Source organism: Streptomyces sp. JLYT201, from assembly GCF_059448825.1.
Window position 1 is genome coordinate 9,316,176 of record NZ_CM182551.1, and the last position, 17,885, is coordinate 9,334,060.

7 protein-coding genes are annotated in these 17,885 nt (G+C 72.6%); 6 read left to right on the top strand and 1 reads right to left on the bottom strand.

Annotated features, from left to right (window positions below):
- Positions 1-6: 6 nt before the first annotated feature.
- The 6 genes from AC5WAM_RS39050 to fabD all read left to right on the top strand — a co-directional run bounded on the left by AC5WAM_RS39050 (position 7) and on the right by fabD (position 16,396).
- Complete coding sequence (locus AC5WAM_RS39050; RefSeq protein WP_495520537.1) at positions 7-9,279, top strand: amino acid adenylation domain-containing protein; 9,273 nt, start codon at positions 7-9, stop codon at positions 9,277-9,279.
- A gap of 79 nt (positions 9,280-9,358) precedes the next feature.
- A complete protein-coding gene (locus AC5WAM_RS39055; RefSeq protein WP_366793912.1) occupies positions 9,359-9,613 on the top strand; it encodes an acyl carrier protein in 255 nt (84 codons plus the stop codon).
- 1 nt (position 9,614) lies between these two features.
- The gene (locus AC5WAM_RS39060; RefSeq protein ID WP_495520538.1) at positions 9,615-10,838 is read left to right on the top strand and encodes a beta-ketoacyl synthase N-terminal-like domain-containing protein; all 1,224 of its coding nucleotides are present in this window, start codon (positions 9,615-9,617) and stop codon (positions 10,836-10,838) included.
- Positions 10,839-10,858: 20 nt separating this feature from the next.
- A complete protein-coding gene (locus AC5WAM_RS39065; protein WP_366793915.1) occupies positions 10,859-12,124 on the top strand; it encodes a hydroxymethylglutaryl-CoA synthase family protein in 1,266 nt (421 codons plus the stop codon).
- On the top strand, positions 12,112-14,481 hold the full coding sequence (locus tag AC5WAM_RS39070) for an enoyl-CoA hydratase/isomerase (protein ID WP_495520539.1): 2,370 nt from the start codon (positions 12,112-12,114) through the stop codon (positions 14,479-14,481). Before AC5WAM_RS39065 ends, AC5WAM_RS39070 begins: the two co-directional genes overlap by 13 nt.
- Before the next feature lie 4 nt (positions 14,482-14,485).
- Positions 14,486-16,396, top strand: coding sequence for an ACP S-malonyltransferase (fabD, locus tag AC5WAM_RS39075; RefSeq protein ID WP_495520540.1), 1,911 nt, complete (start codon positions 14,486-14,488; stop codon positions 16,394-16,396).
- 82 nt (positions 16,397-16,478) lie between these two features.
- Here fabD and AC5WAM_RS39080 read toward each other — a convergent pair whose 3' ends face one another.
- Positions 16,479-17,711, bottom strand: coding sequence for a cytochrome P450 (locus AC5WAM_RS39080; RefSeq protein WP_366793918.1), 1,233 nt, complete (start codon positions 17,709-17,711; stop codon positions 16,479-16,481).
- Positions 17,712-17,885 lie beyond the last annotated feature (174 nt).

A 17,885-nucleotide genomic window follows, 5' to 3' on the forward strand; every position in this document is an offset into this window, starting at 1 on the left:
ACGCCGATGAGCACCCCGAACAACGGCACCTCCCTCGACCTGATCCGGAAGATCAAGTCGCTGCCCGCCAACAAGCAGCGCGCCCTCATCGCGATGCTGAAGAAGCAGGGCGTCGACCTGTCCGCCCTGGAGGCGATCGGCCCCCGCCCGCACACCGGGAACGAGCCGGTCCCGCTGTCCTTCGCCCAGCAGCGCCTGTGGTTCCTCGCGCAGCTGGACGGCACCAGCGCGTACTACAACATCCCGATGGCGATGCGGCTGAGCGGCCCGCTCGACCGCCCCGCCCTGCTGCGCGCCCTGTCGACGATCGTCCAGCGCCACGAGGCGCTGCGCACCCGCTTCGTCGAGCGCGACGGCGTGCCGTACCAGGAGATAGGCGACGGCAGCGACTTCACGGTCGGCGAGGAGGAGCTGACCGACCCCGCGGAGCTGCCGTCGATCTGCGAGCGGGAGGCCGTGGCCCCCTTCGACCTCGCCCGCGACTCGCTGATCCGCGTCCGCCTCCTGCGCGAGTCCGAGCAGGAACACGTCCTGCTCGTGACCATGCACCACAGCGTCTCCGACGGCTGGTCGCTCGGCGTGTTCTTCCGCGAGATGGTCACGCTGTACGAGGCGTTCCAGGCAGGCGACGCCTCGCCGCTGGCGCCGCTGCCCATCCAGTACGCGGACTACGCCCACTGGCAGCGCCAGTGGCTCGTCGACGAGGTGCAGGACCGCCAGCTCGGCTACTGGACGCGCAGGCTCGACGGCGTCGACCCGCGCCTGCCCCTGCCCGCCGACCGCACCCGCCCGGCGATCAAGACCTACGAGGGCGCGCACGAGCGCTTCCACCTGCCCGAGGAGCTCCTGCGGCAGCTGAAGGCCCTCGCCGAGCAGCACGACGTCACGCTCTACATGACGCTGCTCTCCGTCTACGCCCTCCTGCTGCACCGCTACAGCGAGCAGACCGACATCGCGATCGGCACCCCCGTCGCGAACCGCCAGCGCATCGAGTCCGAAGGCCTCATCGGCTACTTCGCCAACACCCTGGTGATGCGCGCCGACCTGTCGGGCGACCCGGCCTTCACCGACCTGCTCGGCCGGGTGAAGGACGTGGCGCTCGGGGCCTTCAGCCACCAGGACGTGCCCTTCGAAGCGGTCGTCGACGCCTTGCAGCTGGAGCGCAGCCTCAGCCACTCGCCCCTGTTCCAGGTCGCGTTCGTGCTCCAGGAGGCGCACACCGACCGCGAGGTGCGCCTGGGGGACCTCGACGTCTCCCTCATCGAGTTCGACTTCGACATCACGAAGTTCGACGCGACGCTCGACCTGCGCGAGACCCCCGACGGTGTCATCGGCGCCTTCGAGTACAACACCGGCCTCTTCGACCGCGAGACGGTCCAGCGCTTCGTCCGGCACTACACCGCGCTGCTGCACGCCGTCGTCGCCGCACCGGGGGAGCGGCTCTCCCGGCTCAGCACCCTCGACGCCGCCGAGCGCCGCCAAGTGCTCACCGAGTGGAACGAGGCGCCCGCGGTCGAGCCGGTGACGCGGCCGCTGCACGAGGGCTTCGAGCGGATCGCGGCCCGGACTCCGGACGCGGTGGCGGTGGAGTTCGAGGACAGCCGTCTCTCTTACGGGGAGTTGAACGCGCGGGCGAATCGTCTCGCGCGTCATCTGCGGGGTCTGGGTGTGGGTCCGGACGTGCTGGTGGCGCTGTGCCTGCCGCGCAGCGAACACCTCGTGGTCGCCGTGCTCGCCGTCCTGAAGGCGGGCGGCGCCTATGTGCCGCTGGACCCGGCGTCCCCCGCCGACCGCCTCGCGCACGTGCTCGACGACAGCGCACCCCAGGTGTTCGTGACCGACGGGGTGCTGCCCGAGGGCCTGGCTGTCCCGTCGGTCCCGGTCGTGGATGTCCGCGCGGACGCCGATCAGTGGGCGGCCCTGTCGGCCGATGACGTCACGGGCAGCGGCGTCGGTCCCTCGCACGCGGCCTATGTGATCTATACGTCGGGTTCGACGGGTGTGCCGAAGGGTGTGGTGGTCGAGCACCGCAATGTGGTGCGTCTGTTCACGTCGACGGACGACTGGTTCCGTTTCGGCGAGCGTGATGTGTGGGCGTTGTTCCACTCGTTCGCGTTCGATTTCTCCGTGTGGGAGATCTGGGGTGCGCTGTTGCACGGCGGCCGTCTGGTGGTGGTGCCGCAGGCGGTGACGCGCAGTCCGGAGGACTTCTACCGGCTGCTGTGCGAGCGGGGTGTGACGGTCCTCAACCAGACCCCCAGTGCCTTCCGGCAGTTGATCGCCGCACAGGGCGACGACGCCCGGCCGCACGCCCTGCGAGCCGTGGTCTTCGGCGGCGAGGCCCTGGAGGTCGCCTCGCTCAAGCCCTGGCTGCGCCGCCCCGTCAACCAGGGCACCCAGCTGGTGAACATGTACGGCATCACCGAGACCACCGTGCACGTGACGTACCGGCTGATCACCGAGGCCGACGCGGACCGCACCGTGAGCCCCATCGGCGAGCGCATCCCCGACCTGCGCACCTACGTCCTCGACGGACACGGCCAGCCCGTACCGGTCGGTGTCGTGGGGGAGTTGTACGTCGGCGGCGAGGGCGTGGCCCGGGGCTATTTGAACCGGCCCGAGCTGACGGCGCAGCGGTTCCTGGAGGACCCCTTCCGTGCGGAGCCGGGGGCGCGGATGTACCGCTCGGGCGACCTGGCGCGCTGGCTGCCCGACGGCTCGCTGGAATACCTGGGGCGCAACGACGACCAGGTGAAGATCCGCGGCTTCCGCATCGAGCTGGGCGAGATCGAGGCCCGCCTCGCCGAACACCCCGCCGTCCAGGACGCCCGCGTCATCGCCCGCGAGGACACCCCCGGCGACCGGCAGCTCGTCGCCTACACCGTCCTGCGCCCCGGCACGCCCGGCGCGGACACGCCCGAGCAGGAGGCCGACCACCGCGCCGACCTCGCCCGCCACCTGCGCAGGACCCTGCCCGACTACATGGTCCCCAGCGCCTTCGTGGCCCTGGAGCGGCTGCCCATCACCGGCAACGGCAAGCTCGACCGCAAGGCCCTGCCCGCACCCGGCATCGAGGCCTTCGCGCAGCGCGCGTACACCCCGCCGAGCACGGCCACCGAGCGGACGCTCGCCGCCGCCTGGGCCGAACTCCTCGGCTTCGACGAGGACCGCATCAGCGCGCACGACAACTTCTTCGCGCTCGGCGGCCACTCCCTGCTCATCACCGTCCTCATCGCCCGCCTCAAGGAGCGCGGCCTCGACGTCGCCGTGCGCAGCGTCTTCAGCAGCCCCACGCTCGCCGACCTCGCCGCCGACATCGACCGCGCGGGACCGGCCGCCACCGGCTACACCGTGCCCGCCCCCGCGATCCCCGCGGGCTGCGAGCGGCTCACGCCCGACATGCTGCCGCTGGCCGGGCTCGACCAGGCCGCCGTCGACGCCGTCGTGTCCCGCGTGCCCGGCGGCGCCCCCAACGTGCAGGACGTCTACCCGCTCGTGCCCTCGCAGGAGGGCATCCTCTTCCATCACCTGATGGACCCGGCCAACGACCCGTACGTCATCCCCATCCTGCTCACCGCCCCCGACCGGCAGACGTGCGACGCCTTCGTGGCGGCCCTCCAGGCCGTGGTGGACCGGCACGACGTGATGCGCACGGCCGTCGTCACCGAAGGCCTCAGGGAGCCCGTCCAGGTGGTGCTGCGCGAGGTCCGCCTCGACGTCGAGCGGCGCACGCTCGACGCCGCCGACTCCGCCGCCGCCGAGGAACAGGCCCGCGCCTGGCTCGCGGACCCGGGGAGCATGGCCCTGGACCGGGCGCCGCTGCTGCGGCTCGCCGTCGCCGCCGACCCGCACTCCGCCCGGCACTTCCTGCTGCTGCGCGTCCACCACCTCATCGAGGACGCGACCTCGCTGCGCCTCATCCTCGAAGAGCTCGCCGCGCACATGGCGGGCCGCGCCGACGAACTGCCCCCGGCCCCGGCCTACCGCGACTTCGTCGGCCACACCCTCCACCAGCTCGCCGCCCACGACGCCGAGGCGTACTTCCGCCGCGAGCTGGGCGACGTCACCGAGCCCACCACGCCCTTCCAGCTCGTCGACGTGCACGGCGACGGCAGCCGCGTGCGCGACCTGCGCCGCTCCCTGCCGCCCGCCCTCACGAGCAGACTGCGCGAGCAGGCCCAGCGGCTGCGGATCAGCCCCGCCGCGCTCTTCCACGCCGCCTGGGCCCTGGTCACGGCGGCCACCGGCGGACGCGACGACGTGGTGTTCGGCACCGTCCTGTCCGGCCGCCTCCAGGGCGTGCCCGGCGTCGAGCGGATGCTCGGCAACTTCATCAACACCCTGCCCCTGCGCGTCCGCCTCGCCGACCGCAGCGTCAAGGACCTGGTGTCCGCCGTGGACGCCTCCCTCAAGGACCTCATCGCCTACGAACAGAGCGCGCTGACCCTGGCCCAGCGCTCCAGCGGCCTGGACGGCGACGCCACCCTGTTCAGCTCGATGATCAACTACCGGTACTTCGAGCCGCGCCGGGGCGACCTCGGCCCGGCCACCCTGGACGACCTCGGCATCCGCTGGCTGGGCTCCCTGGACCGCACCAACTACCCGGTGGGCGTGTCCGTCGACGACACCGGGACCGAACTGTCCCTCAACGCCCAGGTCGACGCCACGCTCTCGCCGGACGCCGTCCTCGGCTACGTCGAGGCAGCGGTGACCGGCCTCGTCGACGCCCTGGCCACCGACGACGGCACCGGCACGCGCGCCCTCGACATCGACGTGCTCCCGGCCGCGGAACGCCACCGCCTGCTGACCGAGTGGAACGACACCGACAAGCCCTACCCGGACGACCACTGCCTCTTCGAGCTCTTCGAGGAGCACGTACGGCAGCGCCCGGACGCCATCGCCGTCGAACACGGCGAGCAGCGCCTCACCTACGCCGAGACCAACGCCCGCGCCAACCGCGTCGCCCACTGGCTGCGCGCACAGGGAGTCGGCCCCGACACCCTGGTCGGCCTGTGCGCCCGCCGCTCCCCGGAGCTCGTGACCGGCCTGCTCGGCATCCTCAAGGCGGGCGGCGCGTACGTCCCCATCGACCCGGACTACCCCCGCGAGCGCATCCGCACCCTGGTGGCCAACTCCGGCGTCGACATCGTGCTCAGCCAGTCCCACCTCCCCTCCGGTGCGCTCGACGGCGCCGACGGGGGCGAGCGCCCCCAGGTCGTCCACCTGGACACCGGCGAACGCGCCGGGGACGGCACCCAGCTGCTCGCCGACCGCCCCGAGCACGACCTGACGCGCGCCGAACTCGGCCTCACGCCCGAGCACCTGGCCTACGCCATCTTCACCTCGGGCTCCACGGGCGTCCCCAAGGGCGTCCTCGTGGAACAGCGCGGCGTCGTCCGTCTCGTACGCAACCCGGACTACTTCCCGACGGACCCCGACACCGTCGTGCTCCACCACTCCTCGATCTCCTTCGACGTCGGCTCCCAGGAGGTCCTCGGCCCGCTGCTGTGCGGCGGACGGCTCGTCCTGCACGACGGCGACTCCAAGGACGTGGGCGCGCTCCTGGACCGCGCCGAGCGCTCCGGCGTCACGATGATGGCCCTGTCCGCGGCCTTCCTGCCCGCGTTCGCCGAAGCCGCACAGGGGCGGCGGCTGCCGCTGACCTACCTCGGCGTCGGCGGCGAGGCCTTCTCCGCCAAGGACGTACGCCGCCTCTACGCGGCCCACCCCGGCCTGACCGTCGTCAACGCCTACGGCCCGACCGAGAACAGCATCGCCTCCACCTGCCACGTGATCCCCCGGGACATCGCTGACGACGCGGTCATCCCCATCGGCAGGCCCATCGCCCAGTCCACCGCCCACGTGCTCGACGCGCACCTGCGGCCCGTGCCGCTCGGCGTCGTCGGCGAGCTGTGCGTGGGCGGCGCGGGCGTCGGCCGCGGCTACCTCGGCAACCCCGAGCTGACGAAGGAGCGGTTCGTCGACGACCCCTTCGCCACGCGTCCCGGGGCCCGCCTCTACCGCACCGGCGACCTGGTGCGCCGACTGCCCGACGGCGCCCTGGAGTTCGTCGGCCGCGTCGACGACCAGGTCAAGGTGCGCGGCTTCCGCGTCGAACTCGGCGAGATCGAGAACGCGCTCCACGCCCACCCCGCCGTGCGCGGCGCCGTCGTCACCACCCTGGCCGACGGCGAGACGAAGAAGCTCGTCGCCTATGTACGGCCCACCACCACCTGGCTGGACGCCACCGCGCGCGAACAGAACGCCGACCGCCTCGAACAGTGGCAGGACCTCTTCGAGGACCAGTACGGCACCGACGCGCAGGAGCAGGCGCACACCACCGACAACCCCGGCGCCCCGGACGGCTCCGGGGACGACCTCAACCTGGTCGGCTGGAACAGCAGCTACACCGGCGACGCCATCCCCGAGCACGAGATGCGCGAGTGGATCGACGGCACCGTCCGCCGCATCGAGGAGCTGCGGCCCCGCAGGCTCCTGGAGGTCGGCTGCGGAACGGGCCTGCTGCTCTTCCGCTACGCCGGAGCCTGCGAGGCCGTGCACGCCGTCGACATCTCCGCGTCGGCCCTGGCCGGAGTGCGCCGCGGCGCCGACCGCCGCGGCTGGTCGCACGTCACCCTCGCGCAGGGCGACGCCCGGTCCGTGCCGGTGCCCGAAGGCCTCACCGCCACGGAGAAGTTCGACACCGTCGTCATCAACTCCGTGGCCCAGTACTTCCCCAACCGCCTCTACCTGGAGGAGGTCATCGAGCGGCTGCTGCCGCTCGTCGCCGACGGCGGCCGGATCCTCCTCGGCGACATCAGGAACCTCGACCTGTTCTCCGCGCACGTCACGGCCGTGGAGCGCAGCCGCCTGGCCGCACGCACCTCCGTCACCGCCCTGGCCCGCCAGGTGCAGCGCCGCCGCCAGCAGGAGACCGAACTCCTCGTCAGCCCGAGCTACTTCGCCGGACTGCCCGAGCGCTTCGCGGACGTCGGCTCCGTCGACATCGCCGTCAAGCGCGGCACCGGCGGCAACGAAATGCTCAGCTACCGCTACGACGTGGTCCTCACCAAGGGCACGGGCACCACCGCCGAGGGCGACCTGCCGTGGCTGACCGCCACCACGCCCGACGAGCTGCGCGCCCTGCTCGCCGACGGCGGCCGCACCCGGTTCGGCGTCACGGGCCTGGACAACCCGCGTGTCGCCGACGACGTCCGCGCCGCCGAGAGCCTGCGCGGCACCACCGCGCAGCAGCACGTCGAGCCCCTGGGCGCGCACCGCCTCTCGGACGCCGCCGCCCAGCGGGTGCGCGACCTGGAGGACGTCCTCGCGTACGCCGAGGAGCTCGGCTACCGGGCCGCCCTGACCTGGTCCCAGGACCGCCTCGACGGCCTCGACCTGATCCTCGCCAAGGACGAGCGGCCGACCGCCCTGGCCAGGTCCGCCTACAGCGCGACCCACCTGGCGAACGTGCCGCAGATCGCCACCACCGGCCAGGCCCTCACCCGGGAGCTGAAGGACCACCTGACGGGCCGCATCCCCGAATACATGGTCCCCAGCGTCTTCGTCGCCCTCGAAGAGCTGCCGCTCACCCCCAACGGCAAGGTCGACAAGCGGGCCCTGCCCGCGCCCGACGAGGCCGACGTGCACAAGGAGGCCTACGTCGCGCCGCGCACCGCCACCGAGCGCACGCTGTGCCGCCTCGTCCAGGACGTCCTCGACCTCGACCGCGTCGGGCTCCAGGACGGCTTCTTCGACCTGGGCGGGCACTCCCTGCTCGCCACCCGGCTCACCATCCGCGTCAAGCAGGAGACCGGCAAGGAGCTGCCGCTCCAGTCGATCCTCGCCGGTGCCACCCTCGGCGAGCTGGCCGCCGCACTCGACGCCTCGGCGGGCCCCGCGGCCGACGGGGCCGTTCCGCTGGTGCCCGTCACCGGCCCCGGCGACGAGAGCCCGCTCTCCTTCCAGCAGAGCGAACTGTGGTTCCTCAACCCGCGCGCACACCTCGGCTCGTCGTACGACAACGTACAGATGGCCTACCGGATCATCGGCCCCCTCGACCGGCAGGCCTACGCGCGCGCCTTCGAAGGGCTCGTGGCCCGCCACGCCGTGCTGCGCACCAGCTACCCGAGGCGCGGCGACACCCACGTACAGCGGGTGAACGACACCACCGGGTTCGCCGTCGCCTTCGAGGACGTCACGGGCGACGGCGCGGTCGCCGAGTACCTGCGCGCCGAGCGGCTGCGGCCGTTCGACCCCGAGGACCGGCACATGCTGCGCGTGCACATCCTGACCCTCGCGCCGCACGAGCACGTCGCCGTCGTGACGCGCCCCTGGGGCATCTTCGACGGCTGGTCGACCGGCGTGTTCATCGCCGAGCTCAACGCCCTGTACCAGGCGCTGAGCCGCGGCGAAGAGCCCTCGCTGCCCGAACTCCCCGTGCAGTACGCGGACTTCGCGCACTGGCAGCACCGGGTCGTCGACGCCGACGCCCGCGCCCGGCAGGAGGCCTACTGGCGCTCCCGGCTCGCGGGCCTGCCGGCCCGCACCGCGCTGCGCACCGACTACCGGCGGCCCGCGGCGAAGTCGTACCAGGGGGCGTCGGTCGAGGTGAACGTCCCCGCCGCGGTGCTCGACCAGCTCAAGCGGGTCAGCAAGGAGCGCGGCGGCACGCTCTACCTGACGCTCCTCTCGGCCTTCGCGACGCTGCTCGGCGCGCAGACGGAGGACCGGGACCTGGCCATCGGCTCGCCGGTGACCAACCGTCCGCGGCCGGAGCTGGAGCGCCTCGTCGGCTACTTCATCAACGTCCTGGTCATGCGCCTGGACGTACGGCCCGAGCAGGCCTTCGACGACCTCCTCGCCCAGGCCCGGCGCGTCACCGCCGCCGCCCACGAGCACAAGGACGTCCCGTTCGCCGACCTCGTGAGGGCCCTGGTGCCCGAGCCCGACCCGGCGCACTCGCCGCTGTTCCAGGCCATGTTCAACCTGGTGCCCGCCGCCGAGGCCGCGCCCCGGGACGCGGCCGACCCCGGCGCGCTCGGCTTCGTGCCGCTGCCCACCGACAGCGGCACGGCGAAGTTCGACCTCAACCTCGTCGTCCGCGAGACCCCCGAGGGCCTGCGCGGCTACCTGGAGTACAGCACCGACCTGTACGCCAGGAGCACGGCCCGGGCCCTGGCGGCCACCTACGAGAGGTTGCTGCTCAAGATCGTCACGCAGCCGGGCGCGAGCCTCGCGCAGCTGCGCGAGGCGGCGGCGGACGGCGGGCTCGGATGAGCACCGACCCCGCCCCGGCCACCGACCCGACCCCTTTCCGCACGTCCCTCCGCAAGCCCCTCCGAGCGAAAGCGCGCACATGACCAAGGACAAGACCTTCACCCTGATCGTCGACGCCGTCCGCGAGATCCTCCCGGAACTCGCCGACCACGACTTCGCCGAGACCGACACCCTGGACGCGCTCGGCGCCAACTCCATGGACCGCGCGGAGATCGTGATGACCGTCCTGGAGGAGATGGACCTGGACATACCCCTGGTCGACACCCACGGGCCGCAGAACCTGGGCGAGCTCGCGCAGCACCTCAGCGACACGGCAGCGGTCAAGGCCGGGTGACGTGAGCGACTCCGCAGGGCTCGTCGTCACCGGCATCGGCGTCACCACCGCCGTGGGCCGGGGCAAGGCCGCCTTCACCCGGGCGCTGTTCGCGGGAGAGCACCGGTTCGCCGTCATGGACCGGCCCGGGCGGCAGTCCGGCACCCGGTTCGTGGGCGCCGAACTGCCCGCCCAGGCGCCGCCCACCCGGCTCGGCGCCCGGGAGCTGCGCACCGCGTCCCTCACCGGACAGGTCGCCCTCGCCACCCTCGAAGAGGCGTGGACCGAGGCGGGCCTCGACGGGTACGACCCGGACCGGGTCGGGCTCGTCATCGGCGGGAGCAACCTCCAGCAGCGCGAACTCGTCCTGGCCCACGACCGGCACCGGGCCAAGCCGCACTTCCTGCGGCCCAGCTACGGCCTGTCGTACCTGGACACCGACCTGTGCGGCCTGTGCACGAGCGCCTTCGGGATCCGCGGCTTCGCCCACACCGTGGGCGGGGCCTCGGCCAGCGGGCAGCTCGCGGTCATCGAGGCGGCCGAGGCCGTCGCCGCCGGCCGCGTCGACGTGTGCGTCGCCCTGGGCGCGCTCGCCGACCTGTCGTACTGGGAGCTGCACGGCCTGCACGCCATGGGCGCCATGGCGGGCGAGGAGCACGCCGAGGCGCCCGCCGCGGCCTGCCGTCCCTTCGACACGGCACGGTCCGGCTTCGTCTACGGCGAGGCCTGCGCCGCCCTCGTGATCGAGCGCCGGGGCACCCGCCCGGACGCCCCCGCCCCGTACGCGCGGATCGGCGGCTGGTCCGTGCGCCTGGACGGCAACCGCAACCCCAACCCGTCCCTCGCGGGCGAGACCGCCGCGATCCGCCAGGCCCTGGACCGCGCCGGGCTCACCGCCCGGGACATCGACTACGTCAACCCGCACGGCACCGCGTCCCCGACGGGCGACGAGACCGAGGTGGCGGCGCTCAAGGCCTGCGGCCTCACGCACGCCGCCGTCAACGCCACGAAGTCGATCACCGGCCACGGCCTGACGGCCGCCGGAGCCGTCGAGGCGGCCGCGTCCCTGCTGCAGCTGCGGCACGGGCGCCTGCACCCCACGCGCAACCTCGCCGAACCCGTCGACGACGCCCTCCGCTGGGTGCGCGAGACGGCCGTCGAGGCCGACATCCAGCACTGCCTGAGCCTGAGCATGGGCTTCGGCGGCATCAACACCGCACTGTGCCTGAGCGCGTGCGCCGCATAGAGAGCAGAACAGCGAACCCCATGTCCCGCGTCGGTATCGAAGCGATGAACGTGTTCGGCGGCTCGGCCGTGCTCGACGTCATGCAGTTGGCGCGGCACCGCGAGCTCGACCTCGCGCGCCTGAACAACCTCCTGATGAAGGAGAAGACGGTCGCGCTGCCCTTCGAGGACCCGGTCACCTTCGGGGCCAACGCGGCCCGGCCGCTCCTCGACCGGATGAGCGAGGAGGACAAGAGCCGCATCGAACTCCTCATCACCTGCACCGAGTCGGGCTTCGACTTCTCCAAGTCGGCGAGCACCTATCTGCACGACCAGCTCGGCCTGAGCCGCAACTGCCGCATGTTCGAGCTCAAGCAGGCCTGCTACGCGGGCACCGCCGGGCTCCAGATGGCCTGCAACTTCATCCTCTCGGGCACATCGCCGGGCGCCAAGGCCCTGGTCATCGCCACGGACATCTCGCGCTACATCCTGGAGGACGGCGACGACGTGGCCGCGCAGGACTGGGCCTATGCCGAGCCCAGCGGCGGCGCGGGCGCGGTGGCCCTGCTGGTCAGCGCCGAGCCGCACGTCTTCCAGCTCGACGTCGGCGCCAGCGGCACCTACGGCTACGAGGTGATGGACACCTGCCGCCCCGCCCCCGACAGCGAGGCGGGCGACGTCGACCTCTCCCTGATGTCGTACCTCGACTGCTGCGAGCAGGCCTACCGCGCCTACGAGGCCAAGGTGGAGGGCGCGAACTACCGCGACACCTTCCAGTACCTCGCCTTCCACACCCCCTTCGGCGGCATGGTCAAGGGCGCCCACCGCACCATGATGCGCAAGGTCGCGGGGGCCAAGGGCGCCGAGGTCGCCGAGGACTTCGAGCGCCGCGTCGCCCCGGGCCTCAGCTACTGCGGCCGCGTCGGCAACATCATGGGCGCGACGGTCTTCCTCTCCCTCGCCGGCACCATCTGCACCGGCAGCTACCCCGACCCTCGGCGCGTCGGACTCTTCTCCTACGGATCCGGCTGCTGCTCGGAGTTCTACAGCGGCGTCGTCACCCCCGACGGCGCCGAGCGGCTGCGGGCCATGGGCATCGAGGACCACCTCGACGGGCGCTACCAGCTCTCCCTCGACGAGTACGACCAACTCCTCCGCGAGAGCGCCTTCGTCCGCGTCGGCACCCGCGACACCGTCGTGAACCAGGACCTCGTCGCCAGGACCGCACCGCGCGGCGCCGCCTCCTCACCGCGCCTCGTCCTGCGCGCGATCAAGGAGTTCCACCGGGAGTACGCATGGATCGACTGACCTACTCCACCCTGCGCGTCCGCGAACAGGGCAGCGTCCTCTTCGCGCAGATCCACCGGCCCGAGGCGGGCAACGCCATCAACGCCACGCTCGTCCACGAACTCGACGACGTCTTCACGCGCGCCGCCCGCGCGGAGCACACCACCGTGGTCGTCCTCGAAGGGCTGCCCGAGGTGTTCTGCTTCGGCGCCGACTTCGGCGTCATCAGCGACGCGGCGCGCTCGGGCCGGGACACGTCCTTCGACCCCGAGCCGATGTACGAGCTGTTCCGGCGCATGGCCTACGCCGACGTGCTCACCGTCGCGCACGTGCGCGGCAAGGCCAACGCGGGCGGCGTCGGCCTCGTCGCCGCGTGCGACGTGGTGATCGCCGACGAGAGCGCGACCTTCAGCCTCTCCGAGCTGCTCTTCGGCCTGGTCCCGGCCGTCGTGCTGCCCTATCTGATCCGCAGGACCGGCTTCCAGCGCGCCCACTACCTCGCCGCCACCACCCAGACCGTCGACGCCCGCCAGGCCCACGAGTGGGGGCTCGTCGACGCCCTCGGCACGCCCAGCGACGCGCTCCTGCGGCGCCACCTCCAGCGCCTGGGACGCCTGTCGAAGAAGGGCGTCACGCGCTACAAGGCGTATCTGCGCGAGCTGTCCCCGCTGACCGAGCACACCAAGGACGTCGCGCTCGCCACCAACCGCCAGGTCTTCGGCGACCCCGACAACGTGCGGGCCATCCGGCGCTACGCCGAGGAGGGCGTCTTCCCCTGGGAGCGCACGCCCCCGGAGCCGGGCACGGCCCCCGGCCCGGCCACGGCCACGGCCCCGGCGGCCCGGCCCGCGCCCCCGACCCGCCCCCAGCCGTCCCCGAGCGAGACCACCGTGGAACCACAGCCCCCGCACTCCGCCACGCCGCCGCCCGCCCTCTCTCCCCGGGCCCTGGGCAGCCCGCACTTCCGCGCGGCGCACGGCGTCGACTACGCCTACGCGGCCGGAGCGATGTACAAGGGCATCGCCTCCGTCGACCTCGTCACCGCGCTCGGCAACGCGGGCATGCTCGGCTTCTTCGGCACCGGAGGCCTCCCCCTGGACGAGGTCGAGGACGCGATCACCCGCATCAGGAAGGGCCTGGACCCCGGCCGCGCCTTCGGCATGAACCTCCTCAACAACCCGGACGACCCGGAACTGGAGGCCCGCACCGTCGAGCTGTACCTGCGCCACGGCGTGCGCTCCGTCGAGGCGTCCGCCTATCTGCGGCCCACGCTGCCCCTGGTCCACTACCGCCTCGCGGGCCTCGGCACCGACGCCGGGGGGCGCCTGCGGCAGGACCACCACATCATCGCCAAGGTCTCGCGCACCGAGGTCGCCGAGCACTTCCTGCGCCCGGCCCCGGAACCCCTGGTGCGCCGCCTGCTCGACGACGGGCTCATCACCCCCGAGCAGGCCGCGCTCGGGGCCCGTCTGCCGCTGGCCCAGGACCTGTGCGTCGAGGCGGACTCCGCGGGCCACACCGACGGCGGCAACGCCTACGTCCTGATGCCCGCGATGCGCGCCCTGCGCGACCGCGTGTCGCGTGAGCAGGGCTACTCGGCAGAGGGCGAGGAGGCCGCCGTGCGCGTCGGCGCGGCGGGCGGCATCGGCACCCCCGACGCGGCCCTCGCGGCCCTGACCCTGGGCGCCGAGTTCCTCGTGACCGGCTCCATCAACCAGTGCACCGTGGAGGCCGGGACCAGCGACGCGGTCAAGGACCTGCTCCAGGGCCTCGGCGTGCACGACACCGAGTACGCGCCCGCGGGCGACATGTTCGAGGTCGGCGCCCGCGTCCAGGCCGTCAGGAAGAGCACGTTCTTCCCCGCCCGCGCCCAGAAGCTGTACGAGCTCTACGTACGCCACGACTCCCTCGACGACCTCGACCCGCGCACCCGGGCCACCCTGGAGACCAAGTACTTCAAGCGCTCCCTCGACGAGGTGTGGGAGGAGACCCGGGCGTACCTCGCCCGGCGCTTCCCCGCCCGGCTCGCGGACGTCGAGCGCAGCCCCAAGCAGAAGATGGCACACGTCTTCCGCTGGTACTTCGTCCACTCCACGCGCCTGGCGCTGCGCGGCGCCGACCAGCGCGTCGACTACCAGATCCACTGCGGCCCCGCCCTCGGCGCCTTCAATGCCTGGGTGCGCGGCACCGACCTCGAACCGTGGCGCGGCCGCAGGGTCGACGTCATCGCCGAGCGGCTGCTGCGGGAGACCGCGGCCCTGCTCGAGAAGCGCCTGGCCGCCTACGGCGCCCTCGCCGCGGGCGGCACCCCGCCCTCCTCCGACACCTCCTCCGACACCGCCCCCGGCGGACCGGCACCTCTCGCGACGGCTGAGTGATCACATGACTTCCGTGTACGTGTTCCCCGGACAGGGCTCCCAGCGCAAGGGCATGGGCAAGGAGCTGTTCGAGAAGTACCCCGACCTCGTGGCCCGGGCGGACCGGCTGCTCGGCTACTCGCTGCGCGACCTGTGCGTCGACGACCCCGACCGGGTCCTCAACCGCACCGAGTACACCCAGCCCGCCCTCTACGCGGTCAGCGCCCTGCAGTACCTCGACCACGTCGACTCCGGCGGCGCCCCGCCCGCCGTCGTCGCCGGGCACAGCCTGGGCGAGTACAGCGCCCTGTTCGCCGCGGGCGCCTTCGACTTCACGACCGGCCTCGACCTGGTGCGCAGGCGCGGCGAGCTGATGAGCCGGGCCCCCAAGGGCGCGATGGCCGCCGTCGTCAACCTCGACCAGGAGCGCGTCGCACAGATCCTGGCGGCCCTGCCGTACTCCGGCATCGACATCGCCAACATCAACTCCCGGCAGCAGTGCATCCTCTCGGGCGCCTACGACGAGGTCCACGCCCCGGCCGTCCGCGAGGCCTACACCGCGGCGGGGGCGCGGTTCATCCCCCTCAACGTGAGCGCGGCCTTCCACTCGCGCTGCATGGCCGACGTCCAGGAGGAGTTCGCCCGCCATCTGGCGGGGGTCGACTTCCGCCCGCTGCGCATCCCCGTGATCGCCAACTGCACGGCGCGGCCGTACCCCACGACCGGCTACTCCGACCTCCTCGTGCGGCAGATATCGAGCCCCGTGCGGTGGTACGAGTCCCTCTCCTGGCTGATGGCGCGCGGCCACGACGACTTCCGGGAGATCGGCCCCGGCACCGTCCTGACCAAGCTCACCGGCAAGATCCGTGAGGAGCCGCTGTCCTTCGAGGAGCCCGCGGCCCCGGCGCCCGAGGCGGCCCCCGCCCCCCGTCGGCCCCTGCGGCGGCCCGAGGTCGTCTTCATGTACGGCGGCCAGGGCACGCAGTACTACCGCATGGGGCAGGAGCTGTACGACACCCACCCGGCGTTCCGGGACGCCATGGACCGGTGCGGCGCGCTCTACGCGGCCGCGCAGGGCACGTCCCTGGTGACGGCCCTGTACGACAACGCCCGGCGCGGCCAGGACTTCGACGACGTCCTGCACACGCACGCGGCGCTCTACAGCATCGGCTGGAGCCTCACCGAGACCCTGCGCGCGGAGGGCTTCCGCCCCGACGCGGTCCTCGGCCACAGCCTCGGCGAGTACGTCGCGGCCACCGTCGCCGGGGCGATGTCCTTCGAAGACGGCTTCGACCTCGTGATGAAGCAGGCCCACCTCCTTCAGGCGCGCTGCCGCCCCGGCGGCATGCTGAGCGTCCTCGCCCCGCCCTCCCTCTACCAGCGGCGCCGCGACCTGTTCGCCGGACTGGCCCTGGCGGGCGTCAACTTCACCGGCGAGACCACCGGCAACTTCGTCGTCAGCGGCGAGGCCGAGCGCGTCACCGAGGCCCGTGCCGCGCTCGACGCGGAAGGGGTGATCGCCGTCCGCCTTCCCGTGCGCCACGGCTTCCACTCCGGCCTCGTCGACGACATCCGGCACGAGTGCCGGAGCCTGGGCCGCGCGGTCACGGTCAACTCGCCCAACCTGCCGGTCTATTCGTGCGCGTACGCCGGGGAGCTGGACGGCGCGGCGCTGACCGGCTGGGACGACTACGCGTGGGACGTGATCCGGGGGCGCGTGCGCTTCGACGAGCTGATGGCCACCGCGTTCCGCGACCCGGCGCGCCACTACTTCGTCGACCTGAGCGCCAGCGGCTCCTTCGTCAACTTCCTCAAGCACGGCTACGGCCCCGACTACCGGGGCGCGTTCGCCATCAACCAGTTCGGCAACAACGCGGCGTCGATGCGGCGCCTTCGCGAGGGCCTGGAGCAGGCCACCCAGCCCGCCCTGGTCTGACCCCGGGAACGGCACAGGGGGCTCACCGCCGCGGCGGTGAGCCCCCTGGCGCCTTCTCAGGCGCGCGCCGGGGGCAGCCGTGTCAGCCGGCCGACACGGGCAGCGAGGCCACGCCGCGCACGTTGATGCGGCCATTCCAGGTCACGTCACCGGCCAGGGACAGGTCCGGGAACCGCTTCAGCATCCGCTCGAAGGTGATGCTCGCCTCCAGGCGCGCCAGGGCCGCGCCGAGGCAGTGGTGCGAGCCGGAGCCGAACGCCAGGTGGGCGCGGGCGCCCTCGCGGTCCAGGCGCAGTGTGTCCGCGTCCTCGCCCCAGCGCGCCGCGTCGCGGTTGGCGGAGGCGAGCCCGGCGACCACCATCGCGCCCGCGGGGATCTCGACGCCGCTGAGCACGGTCGGCTCCAGCGTGATGCGCCGGCTGGACTGCAACGGGCTGTCGTAGCGCAGCAGTTCGTCGACGGCGTTGGGCATCAGGTCGGCGTCCGCGCGCAGGGCGGCGAGCTGCTCGGGGTGGCGGAGCAGCGCGAGGGTGCCGTTGGCGAGCAGGTTCACGGTCGTCTCGTGGCCCGCGATGTACAGCAGCTGGATCTGCGCGACCAGTTCGTCGTCGCTGAGCTTGTCGCCGTCCTCCTCGGCCTCGATGAGGGCCGTCATGAGGTCGTCGGCGGGGTTGCGCCGCTTCCAGGCGATCATCTCGGCGGTGAGGACGGCCAGTTCCGCGTCCGCGTTCTCGATCTCCTGCATCACGGCCGGGTCGGCGACGGGCTCCAGGGAGCGCACGATCGTGCCGCTCAGCTCCCGGATCCGCTCGTGGTCGGTGGGCGGGGCGCCCAGCATGTCCGCGATCACCGTGAACGGCAGCGGCGACGCGAGCGCGGGCACCAGGTCGGCGCCGCCCTCGTCGGCGATCCGGTCGAGCATGCCGTCGACGAGCTCGCCGATGCGGGGCGCGAGCGCCTGGATCGACCTCGGCGTGAAGGCCTTCTGCACCAGGCGCCGCAGCCGGGTGTGGTCCGGGGCGTCCCGGTCGATCATCGAGAAGCCGTCGATGAGCGGGGTCTTGCGCGACTCGTCCTTCTGCCGCAGGTTCTCCAGCGCGCCGGAGTTCACGTTACGCAGTTCGACCGACGCGCCCGAGCGCAGCAGGCCGAACACGTCCTCGTACCGGGTGACCACCCAGAACCCCAAAGGGTGCGGATAGACAGGGGCGACTTCGCGGAGCGTCGCGTACTGCGGGTAGGGATTGTCGGTGAACCCTTCGGCGAAGGGGTTGAACAGCGGTATCTGCTCCTGAGGGAGAACGCCCCCGGTCATCTCGTGCTCCTTGTGGTGGCACCGGCGTGAGGGACCCCCCGACGGGGATCCGCAGGGACCCACCGTCTTGGCCCTCGGCCCCGGTTGGATGAGAGTTCGCAGGTCACAGTAGTGCCGCCGGGAGGACCGGCGGCACGTGACAAGGAAGAGAGCAGGAGAGTACCCGGCGGGGCC

Excerpts from the sequence above, each read along its gene's own strand:
- AC5WAM_RS39050 (WP_495520537.1), top strand. The coding sequence starts at position 7 with ATGAGCACCCCGAACAACGGCACCTCCCTCGACCTGATCCGGAAGATC.
- AC5WAM_RS39055 (WP_366793912.1), top strand. The coding sequence starts at position 9,359 with ATGACCAAGGACAAGACCTTCACCCTGATCGTCGACGCCGTCCGCGAG.
- AC5WAM_RS39065 (WP_366793915.1), top strand. The coding sequence starts at position 10,859 with ATGTCCCGCGTCGGTATCGAAGCGATGAACGTGTTCGGCGGCTCGGCC.
- AC5WAM_RS39070 (WP_495520539.1), top strand. The coding sequence starts at position 12,112 with ATGGATCGACTGACCTACTCCACCCTGCGCGTCCGCGAACAGGGCAGC.
- fabD (WP_495520540.1), top strand. The coding sequence starts at position 14,486 with ATGACTTCCGTGTACGTGTTCCCCGGACAGGGCTCCCAGCGCAAGGGC.
- AC5WAM_RS39080 (WP_366793918.1), bottom strand. The coding sequence starts at position 17,711 with ATGACCGGGGGCGTTCTCCCTCAGGAGCAGATACCGCTGTTCAACCCC.